The organism is Ralstonia mojiangensis, assembly GCF_023955645.1.
GTDB lineage: Bacteria > Pseudomonadota > Gammaproteobacteria > Burkholderiales > Burkholderiaceae > Ralstonia > Ralstonia mojiangensis.
Map to the genome: position 1 here is coordinate 903,122 of NZ_JAMXHU010000001.1, position 15,572 is coordinate 918,693.

Annotated in this window: 14 protein-coding genes; 13 read left to right on the forward strand and 1 reads right to left on the reverse strand. The window is 63.9% G+C overall.

Annotated elements, in window-relative coordinates:
- The first annotated feature begins 61 nt into the window (after positions 1 to 61).
- From NG898_RS04315 to purF, 13 genes are all read left to right on the forward strand, one after another.
- A complete protein-coding gene (locus tag NG898_RS04315) occupies positions 62 to 238 on the forward strand; it encodes a hypothetical protein (protein WP_155954077.1) in 177 nt (58 codons plus the stop codon).
- Between the two features lie 82 nt (positions 239 to 320).
- Complete coding sequence (gene asd, locus NG898_RS04320; RefSeq protein WP_252691217.1) at positions 321 to 1,424, forward strand: aspartate-semialdehyde dehydrogenase; 1,104 nt, start codon at positions 321 to 323, stop codon at positions 1,422 to 1,424.
- Between the two features lie 387 nt (positions 1,425 to 1,811).
- Entirely contained in the window at positions 1,812 to 4,718 is a 2,907-nt protein-coding gene (gene tapV, locus NG898_RS04325; protein WP_252691218.1) for a FimV/HubP family polar landmark-like protein TapV, read from the forward strand.
- Between the two features lie 83 nt (positions 4,719 to 4,801).
- Positions 4,802 to 5,626: a tRNA pseudouridine(38-40) synthase TruA gene (gene truA, locus NG898_RS04330; protein ID WP_252691219.1), complete on the forward strand. Its 825-nt coding sequence runs from the start codon at positions 4,802 to 4,804 to the stop codon at positions 5,624 to 5,626.
- Positions 5,623 to 6,342: a phosphoribosylanthranilate isomerase gene (locus NG898_RS04335; protein WP_315862490.1), complete on the forward strand. Its 720-nt coding sequence runs from the start codon at positions 5,623 to 5,625 to the stop codon at positions 6,340 to 6,342. The genes truA and NG898_RS04335 overlap by 4 nt, the downstream gene beginning before the upstream one ends.
- 95 nt (positions 6,343 to 6,437) lie before the next feature.
- A complete protein-coding gene (trpB, locus tag NG898_RS04340) occupies positions 6,438 to 7,631 on the forward strand; it encodes a tryptophan synthase subunit beta (RefSeq protein WP_252691220.1) in 1,194 nt (397 codons plus the stop codon).
- Positions 7,632 to 7,647: 16 nt separating this feature from the next.
- Positions 7,648 to 8,469 carry a DNA-methyltransferase gene (locus NG898_RS04345; RefSeq protein ID WP_252691221.1) on the forward strand — a complete coding sequence of 274 codons (822 nt, stop codon included), beginning with the start codon at positions 7,648 to 7,650 and terminating at the stop codon, positions 8,467 to 8,469.
- A 15-nt stretch (positions 8,470 to 8,484) separates the two neighbouring features.
- Positions 8,485 to 9,282 carry a tryptophan synthase subunit alpha gene (trpA, locus tag NG898_RS04350; protein ID WP_252691222.1) on the forward strand — a complete coding sequence of 266 codons (798 nt, stop codon included), beginning with the start codon at positions 8,485 to 8,487 and terminating at the stop codon, positions 9,280 to 9,282.
- A 30-nt stretch (positions 9,283 to 9,312) separates the two neighbouring features.
- Positions 9,313 to 10,185: an acetyl-CoA carboxylase, carboxyltransferase subunit beta gene (gene accD / locus NG898_RS04355; RefSeq protein ID WP_092969676.1), complete on the forward strand. Its 873-nt coding sequence runs from the start codon at positions 9,313 to 9,315 to the stop codon at positions 10,183 to 10,185.
- A gap of 93 nt (positions 10,186 to 10,278) precedes the next feature.
- The gene (gene folC, locus NG898_RS04360; RefSeq protein WP_252691223.1) at positions 10,279 to 11,577 is read left to right on the forward strand and encodes a bifunctional tetrahydrofolate synthase/dihydrofolate synthase; all 1,299 of its coding nucleotides are present in this window, start codon (positions 10,279 to 10,281) and stop codon (positions 11,575 to 11,577) included.
- A gap of 13 nt (positions 11,578 to 11,590) precedes the next feature.
- Entirely contained in the window at positions 11,591 to 12,451 is an 861-nt protein-coding gene (locus NG898_RS04365) for an SPOR domain-containing protein (protein WP_252691224.1), read from the forward strand.
- A 90-nt stretch (positions 12,452 to 12,541) separates the two neighbouring features.
- Entirely contained in the window at positions 12,542 to 13,039 is a 498-nt protein-coding gene (locus NG898_RS04370) for a CvpA family protein (protein WP_252691225.1), read from the forward strand.
- Positions 13,040 to 13,137: 98 nt separating this feature from the next.
- The gene (gene purF / locus NG898_RS04375; RefSeq protein ID WP_252691226.1) at positions 13,138 to 14,673 is read left to right on the forward strand and encodes an amidophosphoribosyltransferase; all 1,536 of its coding nucleotides are present in this window, start codon (positions 13,138 to 13,140) and stop codon (positions 14,671 to 14,673) included.
- Between the two features lie 71 nt (positions 14,674 to 14,744).
- On the opposite strand, the gene NG898_RS04380 is transcribed toward purF, so the two are convergent.
- Positions 14,745 to 15,566, reverse strand: a complete 822-nt coding sequence (locus NG898_RS04380; RefSeq protein ID WP_252691227.1) for an ABC transporter permease — start codon at positions 15,564 to 15,566, stop codon at positions 14,745 to 14,747.
- Between the last annotated feature and the right edge of the window lie 6 nt (positions 15,567 to 15,572).

Below are 15,572 nucleotides of genomic sequence, written 5' to 3' on the forward strand. Positions count from 1 at the left end.
GCCGTCACATGCGGCGCCGCAATCGTCATTTTTTCGGCGGACACATGTTGCAGTGCATTGTGTGGCCGCCAAATCGTGTATATTTTTGCAGATGATCTCGATCGCGCTCCCCGTCCTCGTACTGGGCATTCTGGGCACCCTGGCTATCGCCGCCAAGGGCACCGCCGCGCGCGCTCGCATGACGCCTGTCGAGATTCGCACGACCACGAAAATCATTACCAAAAAAACGATCTCGTAGATCGTCCGTCGTGTCCGTTCGCCTTCCCCGCGCGGTCACGCCGGGCGACCGAGGCGGGGAAAATCACTAGAGGTTCACAATCATGAAGGTAGGTCTCGTCGGTTGGCGCGGGATGGTCGGCAGCGTGCTGATGCAACGCATGCAGGAAGAAAAGGATTTCGACCTGATCGACACCGTGTTTTTCAGCACCAGCAACGCCGGCGGCAAGGCGCCCGCATTCGCCAAGACGGATGCGCCCCTGGCTGACGCCAACGACATCGAAGCGCTCAAGGCATGCGACACGATCATCACATGCCAGGGCGGTGACTACACGACCGAAGTCTTCCCGAAGCTGCGCGCTGCCGGCTGGAACGGCTACTGGATCGACGCCGCTTCGACGCTGCGCATGGAAGATGACGCCGTGATCGTGCTGGACCCGGTCAACCTGTCGCTCATCAAGAATGCGGTGGCGGCCGGCACCAAGAATTTCATCGGCGGCAACTGCACCAACTCGATTCTGCTGATGGGCGTGGGCGGCCTGTTCCGCGAAGGCCTGGTCGAATGGGTCAGCTCGATGACCTATCAGGCAGCTTCGGGCGGTGGCGCAAACCACATGCGCGAACTGCTCAAGGGCATGGGCGTGATCCATAGCGCCGTGGCTGATGAACTGGCCAATCCGGCGTCCGCCATCCTGGACATCGATCGCAAGGTTGCCAAGACCATCCGCGAGGACGTGCCGACCGAATTCTTCCCGGCGCCGCTGGCGGGCGGTTTGATCCCCTGGATCGACAAGCAGCTCGACAACGGTCAGTCGAAGGAAGAGTGGAAGGGCCAGGCCGAGGTCAACAAGATCCTGGGCACGGCGCAGACGATTCCGGTCGACGGCCTGTGTGTGCGGATCGGCGCGATGCGCTGCCACAGCCTGGGCCTGACGCTCAAGCTTAAGCGCGACCTGCCGCTCGAAGAAATCGAGCAGATCATCCGCTCGGGCAACCCCTGGGTGAAGTGGGTGCCGAACGACCGCAGCATCACCGAGAAGGAGCTGACGCCGGCATCCATCACGGGTGGTCTGGAAATCGGCGTGGGCCGTGTGCGCAAGCTGAACATGGGGCCCGAGTATGTGAGCGCCTTCGTGATTGGCGACCAACTTCTGTGGGGCGCTGCCGAGCCGCTGCGCCGCACGCTGCGTATCCTGCTGGACAAGTGATTCGGGCTTTGCTTTCCTTGTCAGGCCGGCCGTCGGCAGCTGTCGTTGCGGCCTGACAACAGAAAGTGCGCTTTTTCTACCAACGCCGCGCGGCCTGCGCGGCGTTGTGCCATCTGGATGCCCACGGTCTGTAACGTTGGTACACAATAGCGGCCGGAACGCTGTCCGCCCATTCGTGGGGTGGACGGGGCACGGGGAAGGGTTAGCGCCACATGAAGCACGCGCATTCCGGGGGGTACGTCGGGTGCTTCAGAATCTCGCCAATTGTGTCGTTTTCATAAAGATTGACGGCGGTTCTTATCCAGCACTTCACTTTTTGGGTGAACTTGCTGCGCTAACTCGTTGATGTTAAGTTCGTTTGCACATTAAAAGATAACGGAGTCGAAGGTGAGGGTGAGCCAATACCGCCGGAGAGAATCGTCCCATCGCAGTCCTCGCTGGTCGGCCGTCGCGTTTGCTGCGGCGAGCCTGCTGCTGATTCAGCCCGCAGCGCAAGCGGCCGGTTTCGGCGCGCTGCACGTGCGTTCCAGCCTCGGCCAGCCGCTGCAGGCCGAAATCGATCTGACCGGCGTGACGCCCGAAGAGGCGCAAAACCTGGTCGCTAAATTGGCTGCGCCGGATGCCTATTCGCGTGCCGGTCTGACCTACAACCCGATCGTCTCCTCGCTGCGTGCCTCGCTGGAGCGCCAGTCGAATGGCAACTACGTGGTGCGTCTGCGCTCGACCCAGCCCGTCGCTGAGCCGTTCGTTGATGTCCTGGTTGACCTGAACTGGGCAAGCGGACACGTTTCGCGCGCTTATACGTTCCTGCTTGACCCGGTGGGTTCCAGCAATACCGCACAGAATTTTGCGCCGACGCCGGTGGTGCAGGCCACTACGCCTGGCGCCGCTGAATCGACGTCGGCTGCTTCGAGCGCCCAACCGCAAGCTGCGGCGCCCGCTGCCGCAGCGCCCGCACCGGCACGCCAGCCCCGTGCTGCTCGCCAAGCCGCGCGTGCCCAGCAAGCTGCTCCTGCTGCTGCCACCCCGGACGCTACGCCCGGTGGCTCGTACACCGTGCAGCGCGGCGATAGCCTGTACGACGTGGCATCGACAGCTGCGCAAGGCCAAGACGCCGTGTCGCTCGACCAGATGCTGCTGGCCCTGTATCGAAACAATCCCAACGCTTTCATTGGCGGCAACATCAACCGGCTGCGTACCGGCTCGGTGCTGAAAGTGCCGTCGCAGGCCGAAGCGCAGAAAACGCCGGCTCGTGAGGCGCGCCGCGAAGTCATTGCGCAGACGTCTGGCTTTGCCGGCTACCGGAACCGCCTCGCAACGGCGGCTGAAGCCAACGCGGCCACGGATACCGACTCCGCCCGCCAGCAGAGCGGCAGCGTGTCGGCCCGTGTGCAGGATCAAGCCACGCCTGCTGCCAGCGGCCGTGATGAACTGCGTCTGTCCAAGGCCGACCGCACCGGTAAGGCCGGGGCGGCCGCGGCCCGCGATGAGGAACTCGTCGCCAAGGAGCGCGCGCTCAAGGAAATGGAGTCGCGCGTTGCACAGTTGGAGAAGAATCTCTCTGACATGCAACGCCTGGTTGAATTGAAGAACGCTGAACTGGCCAAGGCTGCCAGCGCTGCCAAGCCGGCCGCTGGTGCTGCGCCGTCGACGGCTGCTCCGGCAGTGGCGGCAGCCAATGCGCCGGCTCCCGCGCCGGTGGCAGCCGCATCGTCAGCGCCGGCTCCTGCTGCCGCTGCTCCCGCAGAAACGGCAGCCGCTGCACCGGCTTCCTCGACGACGGCCGCGGCGGCAGCTTCTGCACCGGAAGCGGCATCGGCGCCGGTGGCTGCAGCCTCGGCACCGCAGGCTGCCAGCGCCCCGATGGCGGCTGCCTCGGCTCCCGCCGCCGCGCCGAAGAAGGCGCCGGTCGTGGTAGCCCCGCCGCCCCCGATTCAAGAGGAATCGTTCCTCTCGTCGCTGCTGGGCAACCCAATGGCTCTGGGCCTGGGCGGCTTGGTGGTCGCCTTGCTGGGTGGTCTGGCGGTGTATCGCCGTCGCCAGCAGAAGCCTGAGCAGGCACATGGCTTCCAGGACAGCCTGTTGTCGCAGGAAAGTACCGTGATGGCGGGTGCCAACTCGCTGTTTGGCGCGGCCGGTGGTCAAAGCGTCGACACCTCGCAGCACAGCGTGTTCGGTGCGGATTTCCGCATTGGCGGCGGCAACGAGAGCAATGAAGTCGACCCGATTGCCGAGGCCGACGTTTACATCGCCTACGGTCGCGACGTACAAGCCGAAGAAATCCTGCGCGAGGCTCTGGAACAGCATCCGGAGCGCCAAGCTATTCGCCTGAAGTTGATGGAAATTTACGCCAATCGTCAGGACGCCCATGGCTTCCAGACCATTGCTGAAGAGATGCTGGCGCAAGTTGGCGCGGCCTCTTCGGAATGGGCAGAGGCTGCTGCGATGGGCCGCAAGTTCGACCCAGCTAACCCGCTGTACCTGACGGTGCAGGGTGATGGAAGCCATGTTGGTGCCGAAGCGCATGCGGAACCGAGCCACGCTGGCGCCGCAGTGGCAGGTGCCGCCGCCCTGGCCGGTGTGGGCGCCGCAGTGGCTGCCGAGGCCTTCAGCCCGACGGTGACGGGGCAGACTACCCGTCGCGGGGACGACTGGACCACGCTGTCTCCAGATCTGGACCCGTCCGCACCGTCGACCAAGGCACCGCAACTGGCCGATTTCGATCTGCCGCTGGAGTCGTTCCCGGCGCCGGCAGCAGGCGAGCCGATCACCGCGCCTGAAGAAGCATCGGACATCTTCAAGGTGCATGCCGAACCCGAGGCGGATCTGCCGCAGTTCAACGCGCACGCTGGCGAGGCTTATCAGCCCGTCGCCGCGCCCCCGCTGCATATGGATCTGTCGGATTTGTCGCTGGATTTGAACCCGACGCCGCCCGCCGCAGAAACGGCGGCTCCGGCAGCCTCGGTTGCCGCGGAGGAAAGCCTGCCGAGCTGGGCTCAGCCGACCGATCTGTCGCAGGCTCCGATGCATTTCGAATCCGAGCCGCATCACGCCGAGGTCGCGAACGACGAACCGCAATCGGCCATCCGTCTGGACACCAACCTGCCGCACACGCTGTCCGGCGAGCACGGTGCCGACGGTGTGCGCGATCTGCAGATCAAGTTCGATCTGGCCAAGGCGTACATCGAGATCGGCGACAAGGAAGGCGCTCGCGAACTTCTGCAGGAAGTGCTGGACTTGGGCGATCCGTCGTTCCACGCCGAGGCGCAAGCCTTGATGCGCCAGATCGGCTGACGCAACGCGTTTTACGCCATCGACAGCGCCGGCAGGGTGGTATCCTGCCGGCGTTTTTCTTTCCGCACGAGGATTCACAAGGCATGACGCGCATCGCGCTTGGCATCCAGTACGACGGTGCCGCGTTTTCGGGTTGGCAATCGCAGCCGCACGGCAACACTGTGCAGGACGCGCTGGAGGCGGCGCTGCGGCAGTTTGCCGGCGTGGCGCTCCCGACCACGGTGGCCGGCCGCACCGATGCGGGTGTGCATGCGCTGGGCCAGGTCGTCCACCTGGATACCGACCTCGTGCGCGAGCCGTTCTCGTGGGTGCGCGGCACCAACGCCTTTCTGCCGCCCACGGTGGCCGTGCGATGGGCGCAGGAGATGCCGGAGGATTTCCACGCGCGCTTTTCCGCCCATCGCCGCACGTATTACTACGCGCTGACCTTCGGCCCGACGCGCGCACCGCTGCTCGAAGACAAGGCCGGCTACGTGATGCTGCCGCCTGGCCAATCCCTTGACGTGGCAGCCATGAGCGAGGCTGCACAGGCGCTTGTTGGCGAGCACGATTTCTCGTCTTTCCGTGCGGCCGAATGCCAAGCCAAGTCGCCCGTCAAAACGATGTACTCGATCGAGGTGCGAGGCGAGGGCGAATGGGTATTCGTGCGCATTCGCGGCAGTGCATTCCTCCATCACATGGTGCGCAACATCATGGGGTGCCTGGTGGCGATCGGGCGTGGCCGGCAGCCGGCATCCTGGATGCGCGATGTGCTGGCTGCCCGCCGCCGCGTAGCCGCCGCCCCGACTTTTATGCCCGACGGGTTGTATCTGGCTGAGGTCGGCTATCCTGACGTCTTCTCGTTGCCGGCATCTCCGGCATCGTCCAGCCTGTTTCGTGGCGTGTTCGACGAATACGCCGGCCCGTGAATTCCGCTTCCGCCATGCCGTTGCACCGTACCCGTATCAAGCTGTGTGGCCTGACCCAGCCGGCCGATGTCGACCATGCCGTCGCGCTCGGCGCCGATGCGATCGGGCTCGTTTTCTATCCGCCCAGCCCGCGTTACGTCGCCATCGAGCGCGCGGCTGAGCTGGCGCGCCGCGCTGGTCCATTCGTCACCGTGACCGGCCTGTTCGTCAACGCCAGCGCGGATGATGTGGCGCGGGTGCTCGACCAAGTGCCGCTTACGTTGCTTCAGTTCCACGGTGACGAGTCGGCAGAGCTTTGCGCTGAGATTGCCGGAAAGGTGGGGCTGCCCTGGCTGCGCGCCCTGCGTGTTCAGCCCGGGGCCGATTTGGTAGAATTCGCCGATCGGTTTGCCGCTGCCCAAGGTCTGCTGCTCGACGCATTTGTTGAGGGTTATGGCGGTGGCGGCCACGTCTTCGACTGGACCCTCATTCCTCCGCAATGGCTCCCGCAATCGCCATCCTTGCCAACCACAAGCGCCGCTCCTCGGCTCGTTTTGAGTGGTGGGTTGAGCGCGCAAAACGTCGCTGGCGCGATTGAACGCGTGCGGCCGTACGCTGTTGACGTCAGCAGCGGGATCGAGGCCGCACGGGGCGTGAAAGACCACGCCCGGATGACCGCGTTTGTGCGTGCGGTCCGCGAGGCCGATGCAGCCCAGGGCGCATCGGTTCAGGCTTGAGCCGATCTGGCCGGTTTCTCGCGACGTACGCCTTCCTGAATATCTCCGCCGACAGGTCTTCAACCTGATCTCGGCGGATGCCTCGAGAGATTGCCATGTACAACCTGCCCGACGCCCACGGCCATTTCGGCCCCTACGGCGGTACCTTCGTTGCGGAAACGCTGTCTCACGCGCTCGATGAATTGCGCGACGCCTACGCGCGTTACCAGCACGATCCCGAATTCGTCAAGGAATACGAATACGAGCTGAAGCATTTCGTTGGCCGTCCGTCGCCCATCTATCACGCACGCCGCCTGACCGAACACTGCGGCGGTGCGCAGATCTACCTCAAGCGCGAAGACCTGAACCACACCGGCGCGCATAAGGTGAACAACGTCATCGGCCAGGCACTGCTGGCACGCCGCATGGGCAAGCCACGCGTGATTGCTGAAACCGGTGCCGGCCAGCACGGCGTGGCCACGGCCACGATTGCCGCGCGCTACGGCATGGAATGTGTCGTCTACATGGGCAGCGAAGACGTGCGCCGCCAAGCTGCCAACGTCTACCGCATGAAGCTGCTGGGCGCGACCGTGGTGCCGGTGGAGTCGGGCTCGCGCACACTCAAGGACGCGCTGAACGAAGCGATGCGCGACTGGGTGACCAACGTGGCTGACACCTTCTACATCATCGGCACGGTGGCGGGCCCGCATCCGTACCCGATGATGGTGCGCGACTTCCAGGCCGTGATCGGCGAGGAATGCAAAGTGCAGATGCCGGAGATGACCGGGCGCCAGCCCGATGCCGTCATCGCCTGCGTGGGCGGCGGCTCCAACGCCATGGGCATCTTCTATCCGTATATCGACCATGCCGACGTGAAGCTGATCGGCGTGGAAGCGGCGGGCGAGGGCATCGAAACCGGCCGCCACGCCGCGTCGCTCACGGGCGGCTCACCGGGCGTGCTGCACGGCAATCGCACCTATTTGCTGCAGGATGAGGACGGCCAGATCATCGAGACGCATTCGATTTCGGCCGGGCTCGATTATCCGGGCGTCGGTCCGGAGCACGCCTGGTTGAAGGATGTGCAGCGCGCGGAATACGTCGGTATTACCGACAAGGAAGCGCTGCAGTCCTTCCATGACCTGTGCCGCATGGAGGGCATCATCCCGGCGCTGGAATCGAGCCATGCGCTCGCGTATGCGTGCAAGCTGGCGCCGACGCTGCCCAAGGACAAGATCCTGCTGGTGAACCTGTCCGGCCGTGGCGACAAGGACATGCATACCGTCGCCGAATTCTCCGGCATCAAACTCTAACGGCACTGGCACACGCATGACCGAGCGCGCCATCGACGGCATCTTCAACGAGGACTGCATTACCGGGGTCGGGCATCTGGCCGACGGCAGTGTGGACCTTGTCATCGCCGATCCGCCGTACGGGCTGGGCAAGGATTACGGCAACGACTCCGACAAGCTGTCGGGCGACGCGTACCTCGCCTGGTCCGAACGCTGGATCGATGCGGTGCGGCCAAAGCTGGCGCGCAACGGATCGCTCTACCTGTTCTGCACGTGGCAATACGCGCCCGAACTGTTCGTCATGCTCAAGCGGCGCCTCACGATGGTCAACGAGATCATCTGGGATCGCCGTGTGCCCAGCATGGGCGGCAGCACGCGCAAGTTTTCGTCGGTGCACGACAACATCGGCTTCTTTGCTGCCTCGCGCGATTACTACTTCGACGTCGACGCCGTGCGCATTCCGTACGACGCCGAGACGAAGAAGGCGCGCAGCCGCAAGCGTTTCGAGGGCAAGAAGTGGCTGGAAGTCGGCTACAACCCGAAAGACGTGTGGAGCGTGTCGCGCCTGCACCGGCAAGACCCGGAGCGCGCAGAGCACCCGACGCAGAAGCCGCTGGAACTGGTGGAGCGCATGATCCTGGCAAGCTGCCCGCCGGGCGGCTTGGTGCTGGACCCGTTCCTGGGTAGCGGCACCACGGCTGCGGCATGTGCGCGGCTTGGACGCCGCTTCGCCGGCTTCGAGATCAACGCCGACTATTGCCGCGTGGCACGCGAGCGCGTGGCTGCCGTGCATGCCGCCGCTGCCGCCAACGCCCAACCGACTGAATCGCAGGCGCCTGAGACCATCAAGGTTGCCTGACACACTGATCCCGCTATGTCCCGCATTGCTCAAACTTTTTCGCAGTTGTCCGCACAGGGTCGCAAGGGCCTGATCCCGTTCATCACGGCGGGCGATCCGTACCCCGAGATGACCGTCGACCTGATGCACGCGCTGGTCAAGGGCGGTTCCAACGTCATCGAACTGGGCGTGCCGTTCTCAGACCCGATGGCCGACGGCCCTGTCATCCAGCGTGCGTCGGAGCGCGCATTGGTCAACAAAGTCGGCCTGCGCACGGTGCTGGAGTATGTGCGCACATTCCGCACCACGGATTCAACGACGCCCGTGGTGCTCATGGGCTACGCCAACCCGATCGAACGCATGGGCGTGGATGCCTTTGCCAAGGCTGCATCCGAAGCGGGCGTCGACGGCGTGCTGGTGGTTGACTATCCGCCCGAAGAGTGCGAAGCCTTTGCCAAGACCATGCGCGCCGCCGGCATCGATCCGATCTTCCTGTTGGCGCCCACGTCCACCGAGGCGCGCATCGCGCAGATTGCCCGCGTGGCGAGCGGCTACATCTACTACGTGTCGCTTAAGGGCGTGACAGGCGCGGCCACCATCGACCTGGACGCGGTCGCCGCGCGCATCCCGCAAATTCGCCAGCACGCGAGGTTGCCGGTGGGTGTCGGGTTTGGCATCCGTGATGCGGCAACAGCACGCGCGATCAGCGGTGTGGCGGATGCGGTAGTCATCGGATCCCGCATTGTGCAATTGCTTGAAGAAGCACCTCGCGAACAAGCGGTACAATACTTGACTGATTTCATCGCAGAGATTCGCCAGGCGCTCGACGCCTGATCTCGGCGACACTGCATTCAAGGAGCACGCATGAGCTGGCTGGACAAACTGCTTCCGCCCAAGATCCAACAGACCGATCCGTCGCAACGCAAGGGCATTCCGGAAGGCCTCTGGGTCAAATGCCCGGCCTGCGAGTCGGTGCTGTACCGTACCGACGTCGAAGCCAATCTGCACGTCTGTCCCAAATGCGATCATCACATGCGCATTGGCGCGCGTGCCCGTCTGGACGCGCTGCTGGACGCCGAGGGCCGCTATGAGCTGGGCCAGGAGATCCTTCCGGTCGACGCGCTCAAGTTCAAGGACAGCAAAAAGTACCCCGACCGCATCAAGGCGGCCATGGACAACACCGGCGAGACCGATGCCATGGTCGTGCTGGGCGGCGCCATCCATGCGCTGCCGGTGGTGGTGGCTTGCTTCGAGTTCGAGTTTATGACGGGCTCGATGGGCTCTGTAGTGGGCGAGCGTTTCGCGCGTGGCGCACAGATGGCGCTGGAACAGAAGGTTCCGTTCATCTGTGTGACGGCGTCAGGCGGTGCGCGCATGCAGGAAAGTCTGCTGTCGCTCATGCAAATGGCCAAGACCACTGCGATGGTCCAGAAGTTGGCGGAAGCCAAGTTGCCGTTCATCAGCGTGCTGACCGATCCCACCACGGGCGGTGTGTCTGCCAGCTTCGCCTTCATGGGCGACGTGGTGATCGCCGAGCCCAAGGCAATGATCGGCTTTGCCGGCCCGCGTGTGATCGAGCAGACCGTGCGCGAGAAACTGCCGGAAGGCTTCCAGCGCGCTGAGTTCCTGCTGACGAAGGGCGCCATCGACATGATTGTCGACCGCCGCAACATGCGCCGCGAGATCGCCGAGCTTCTGGCGCTCCTGCAGAAGCAACCGGCCGACGCACTGGCCTGATGCAGCACATCTGTTGAACCGAAGCGCGGGCGTGAGTCCGCGCTTCTTGTTTTTGCGCGGCCCGTTTCCGCGAAGCCGCGCCACTTATTTCGCATGCCTACATTCGACACGTTGCCCGACTGGCTGGCCCACCTGGAAACCGCACACCCGGTCGGCATCGACATGGGCTTGGCCCGCATCAGTCGCGTGCGCGAGGCGCTCGGGCTGGAATTCAAGTCAGTCGTCTTCACGGTGGGCGGCACCAATGGCAAGGGCTCGACCTGCGCGATGCTGGAGGCGATCCTGCTGGCCGCCGGCTACAAGGTGGGTTGCCATACTTCGCCGCACCTGATCGACTTTAACGAGCGTGCTCGCGTAAATGGGGAGATCGCCACAGACGCGATGTTGCTGCCGCACTTTGAGGCGGTGGAGCGTGCGCGCTGCAGCTTCCCCGAGCCCGTCAGCCTGACCTATTTCGAATTCACCACGCTGGCGATCATGCATCTGTTCGCCAATTCGGGGCTCGATGCGGTGGTCCTGGAAGTCGGCCTGGGCGGCCGGTTGGATGCGGTCAACATTATCGATACCGATTGCGCCATCATTACCAGCGTCGATCTCGATCACATGGCCTACCTGGGCGATACCCGCGAGGCGATCGGCTTTGAGAAAGCCGGCATCTTTCGCGCGGGCAAGCCGGCGATCTGCGCTGACCCGGTGCCGCCGATTTCCGTGGCGAAGCACGCCGAGGCCATTGGCGCGGATCTTTGGCTGATCGGCCGCGATTTCAATTTCCAAGGTGACAAGCAGCAGTGGGGCTTTAGCGGCCGCGGGCGCCGTTGGCCGAGCCTCGGCTATCCGGCATTGCGCGGGGCAAACCAGTTGCTGAACGCTTCGGCCGCGCTGGCGGCGTTGGAATCAGTGCGCGACCGGTTGCCGATCTCGGCGCAGGACGTGCGTCTGGGGTTGTCGCAGGTGGTGTTGCCGGGGCGCTTCCAGGTCTTGCCGGGCCGTCCGTCCGTCGTCCTGGACGTTGCGCATAACCCGCACGCGTCGGCTGCGCTGGGGCAGAACCTCGAGAACATGGGTTTCTACCGCTACACCTACGCGGTGTTCGGTGCGATGCAGGACAAGGACATCGCGGGTGTTCTCGGGCACATGCTCGACAAGGTCGATCACTGGTGCCTGACCGACTTGCCGACGCCGCGCGCCGCGAGCGCTGCAAGCCTGGCGCAAGCTCTGGCCGACTGCGGTTTCCACGCAGGCAAGGAATCGAGCGTGAGCACATTCAGCGATCCCGCCACAGCCTATCGCAACGCCATGGAGCGGGCGACCGAGGATGATAGAATCGTGGTCTTCGGATCGTTCTACACCGTTGCCGGCGTGCTGGCGGAGCGCAAGAGTCGCGCGCACTAAAACCGGGGCCCTCATGGGACTGTTTTCCATCTTTTCCTCCCGCAAGAACGCTGAAGGCGAACGCACACGCGGCGCAGCCGCCGGCAGTGCTGCCGATGTGGCTCGCGATGCGGTGCGTGGTTCGCGCGCATCGTCGACTGCTCGCAGCCGCGCCTCCCGTCGCACCGACGATGACGACGACGGCCTTGATCCCGAACTCCCGCAAAAGCAACGCGCTCGCCGTCGGCTGATCGGCGCCTTGGTGCTGGTTGGCGCTGCCGTCATCGTGTTGCCCCTCGTGTTTGATGCCAAGCCGCGCCCCGTGACCGATGCCGTGGCCGTGCAGATCCAGGATCAGCCGGTTGATCGTGGCGCCAAAGCCTCGACCGATGAGCCGAAGGTCGCCAGCCGGCGTTCTGCGTCGCGTCCGGCAGCCTCGTCGACGGATCAGGCGCAGGCGCTTGACCAGGGCGAAGAGGTGGTTGCGAGCAACGACGCGCCGTCGGAGGCTCAGAACCCGCCGGCTGCAACTAAACCGACGACACCGCCCAAGCCTGTCGCCAGCCTGACGCCACCTGCTGAATCCAAGCCCGCGACGAAACCCGCCCAACCGGCAGCCCAGCCCACACAGCAAACGGCCGCAGCGAGCACCGATGCCAACGGCGGCAAGTTCATTCTCCTGATCGGCGCGTTTGCTTCCGAGGACCGCGCCCGCAATTGGCTGGGCAAGCTCAAGGGCGAGAAGATTCCCGGTTACATCGAACACAAGAAGGTGCCTGAGAAGGGCGATCTGGCCTTGCTGCGAGCGGGTCCGTTCAACGATCGTGCATCCGCCGAAGCGGCGCAGAAGCGTGCTGAGCAGATTGGCCTGACGCCAAAACTCGTGCAGCAATGACGATGCGGCCGAACGTGTACTCAGCGCGCTCGTCAGATTTGCTGATTCATCACGCCGCATTCCGCCACAGTCAATCCAAGCCGCTGCCCGATGCAACCGACTTTCTTTGACTACGGTGTGCTGTTCATCATCGTCACATCGGCGCTGATTGGGTTGTTTCGCGGGCTGATCCGCGAAGTGCTGGCGTTGCTCGGGTGGTTGTTTGCCGCGTGGGTGGCGTACACGTTTTCAGGCGTGGCGGCGGGCTGGATGCCGGAATCGCTGCCCGGTGGGCCAGTCGCACGCACCATTCTCGGTTTCGTCCTACTGTTTATCGTGACGGTGATTGCAACTTCGCTGGTGGGTGCGCTGCTCTCGGCGGCCCTGGCGAGCGCGGGGCTCAAGCCGGCGGATCGCGGTCTGGGTATGGTGTTCGGGTTGGCACGCGGTGGCGTGATCATCCTCGTACTGATGACGGTGGCCGGTTTTACCAGCCTGCCTGAGCAGCCGTTCTGGCGCGATGCGATGACAAGGCCTTACGCGGAGCAGGCAGCACAGGCGGCCAAGCCGTTGTTGCCACCGGATGTCGCGAAGTATGTTCACTATTGATCTGGAGCGTCTGGCCACAAGCTAGGCAATCCGGGAAGCTTTTTCGGCGCCCGCAACGGGTGTGGGCGCCACCAAATACGTTCTCGCTGGAGTTCGACATGTGCGGTATCGTTGGGGTGGTCTCAGCCACGCCCGTCAATCAGCTGATCTACGACAGTCTGTTGCTCCTGCAACATCGCGGGCAAGACGCGGCGGGCATTGCCACCGCTTCGGGCAGCACTTTCCACATGCACAAGGCCAACGGCATGGTGCGTGACGTGTTCCGCACGCGCAACATGCGCGGTCTGCCGGGTACGAGCGGCATTGGTCAAGTGCGCTATCCGACCGCAGGTTCCTCCAGCGAGGAAGAGGCCCAACCGTTCTATGTCAACGCGCCGTTCGGCATCGTGCTGGCACATAACGGCAACCTGACGAACTCGGATCAACTGCGCGATGAGATGTTCCGGCGCGACCGCCGCCATATCAACACGCAGTCCGACTCCGAAGTGCTGCTCAACGTGCTGGCCGACGAGCTGCAACGCGCCAGCAACGACATCCCGCTGAATCGCGACTCCATCTTCACGGCGGTGGAAGGCCTGCACCGCCGCGTGCGCGGTTCGTATGCCATCGCTGCCGAGATTTCGGGCTACGGCGTGCTGGCTGTGCGTGACCCGTTCGGTATCCGTCCGCTCGCGCTGGGCAGCCAGGAAACGCCGGATGGCGACATCGAATACATGGTTGCCTCGGAATCGGTGGCGCTGGAAGGCATCGGCTTCAAGTTCGAGCGCGATGTGGCTCCTGGTGAAGCCATCTTCATCGACCTCGAGGGCAAGCTGCACACCAAGCAATGCGCCGCGAACCCGGTGCTTTCACCGTGCATTTTTGAATACGTGTACCTCGCCCGTCCGGACTCCCGCATGGACGGCGTGTCGGTGTACGACGCACGCCTGCGCATGGGCGATTACCTCGCCGAGAAGATCAAGCGCGAGGTGACCGACAAGATCGACGTGGTGATGCCGATTCCGGATTCGTCGCGTCCGGCCGCAATGCAAGTGGCCAACCACCTGGGCGTGCCGTATCGCGAAGGCTTCTTCAAGAACCGCTACGTGGGCCGCACCTTCATCATGCCGGGCCAGGCGGTGCGCAAGAAGTCCGTGCGCCAGAAACTCAACGCCATGGCGATCGAGTTCAAGGACAAGAACGTGCTGATCGTCGACGACTCCATCGTGCGGGGTACGACGTCGTCGGAGATCGTGCAGATGGCGCGCGATGCCGGTGCGAAGAAGGTGATCTTCGCTTCGGCTGCGCCGCCGGTGAAGTTCCCGAACGTGTACGGTATCGATATGCCGACGCGCGGCGAACTGGTCGCTTATGGCCGCACGCACGAAGAGATCGCCAAGATCATCGGCGCAGACCAGCTTGTGTACCAGGACGTGGAAGACATGAAGCGTGCCGTACGCGACGTCAATCCGGAGCTGAAGGATTTCGATGCGTCATGTTTTGACGGCAAGTACGTGACGGGGGACATTGACGAGGCGTACCTCGATCGTCTGGAGGCCGCGCGCAACAGCTCGGCCAAAGCCGACCGTGAGAATGCGCAGAACGATGATCCGCGTACGCAATTGCATCTGCAGCGCTCCGCCGTGAACGAGTAAATCTCGAATGCAGCAAAAAAAAAAGCCCGTCATTGCGACGGGCTTTTTTTGTTGGCTGTCCGGACCGCGCCTTACTTGAGCATGCGACGACGCAGCAGCCACAAGCACAGCAGCAACGCGCCAACGGCGTAGAGCAGCAACACGCCGAGGTGCAGCAGGATGTTGTCGGGCGTGCGGCCCAGCATCAGTGGGCGGATCAGGTCCACCGCGTGCGGCAACGGCAGCACGCTCGTCGCCGCGCGCACCGGTGCCGGCAGTTGCGACAGCGGAAAGAACACGCCCGAGAGCAGCATCATCGGCGTGATCACCAGCGTCTGGTAGAACATGAAGAAGTCGTAGTTGGGCGCAAGCGCCGTCATGTTCATCGCCAGGCAGGCAAAGGTGAAGCCGGTCAGCACGATGACGGGCAGGGCGAGCAGCGCCTGCGGCATCGACGCATACCCGAGCGCACCTGCGACCAGCATGATCGCCAAGCCCGAAAGCACCGACTTGCTGGCAGCCCAGAGCAGCTCGCCGAGGACGACGTCGCCCAGGCTGAGCGGCGCGTACAGAATCGCCTCCCACGTGCGTTGCACATGCATGCGCGAAAACGCGGAGTACATCGCCTCAAAGCTCGCAGACATCATCGTGCTGGACGCCACCGTGCCGGCCGCCAGGAATGCGATGTACGACACGCCGTCGACGCGCCCGACCAGCAGGCCCAGGCCGAGCCCAAGGCCGAACAGGTAAATCATCGGGTCAGCCAGATTGCCTGCCATCGATGGAATGGCCAGCTTGCGCCACACCATGAAGTTGCGCAGCCAGACGTACTGCCAGTTGCGGAAGTTCAATGGCAGCAGCGGCTGTGGAAAGGCTTGTTTCTGCGTTGGGGTGAGTGCAGTTTCAGTAGACATGGGCGG

Bases quoted from the DNA above. Each gene is read 5' to 3' on its own strand.
- asd (WP_252691217.1), top strand. From the start codon at position 321: ATGAAGGTAGGTCTCGTCGGTTGGCGCGGGATGGTCGGCAGCGTGCTG.
- truA (WP_252691219.1), top strand. From the start codon at position 4,802: ATGACGCGCATCGCGCTTGGCATCCAGTACGACGGTGCCGCGTTTTCG.
- trpB (WP_252691220.1), top strand. From the start codon at position 6,438: ATGTACAACCTGCCCGACGCCCACGGCCATTTCGGCCCCTACGGCGGT.
- NG898_RS04345 (WP_252691221.1), top strand. From the start codon at position 7,648: ATGACCGAGCGCGCCATCGACGGCATCTTCAACGAGGACTGCATTACC.
- trpA (WP_252691222.1), top strand. From the start codon at position 8,485: ATGTCCCGCATTGCTCAAACTTTTTCGCAGTTGTCCGCACAGGGTCGC.
- accD (WP_092969676.1), top strand. From the start codon at position 9,313: ATGAGCTGGCTGGACAAACTGCTTCCGCCCAAGATCCAACAGACCGAT.
- folC (WP_252691223.1), top strand. From the start codon at position 10,279: ATGCCTACATTCGACACGTTGCCCGACTGGCTGGCCCACCTGGAAACC.
- NG898_RS04365 (WP_252691224.1), top strand. From the start codon at position 11,591: ATGGGACTGTTTTCCATCTTTTCCTCCCGCAAGAACGCTGAAGGCGAA.
- NG898_RS04370 (WP_252691225.1), top strand. From the start codon at position 12,542: ATGCAACCGACTTTCTTTGACTACGGTGTGCTGTTCATCATCGTCACA.
- purF (WP_252691226.1), top strand. From the start codon at position 13,138: ATGTGCGGTATCGTTGGGGTGGTCTCAGCCACGCCCGTCAATCAGCTG.
- NG898_RS04380 (WP_252691227.1), bottom strand. From the start codon at position 15,566: ATGTCTACTGAAACTGCACTCACCCCAACGCAGAAACAAGCCTTTCCA.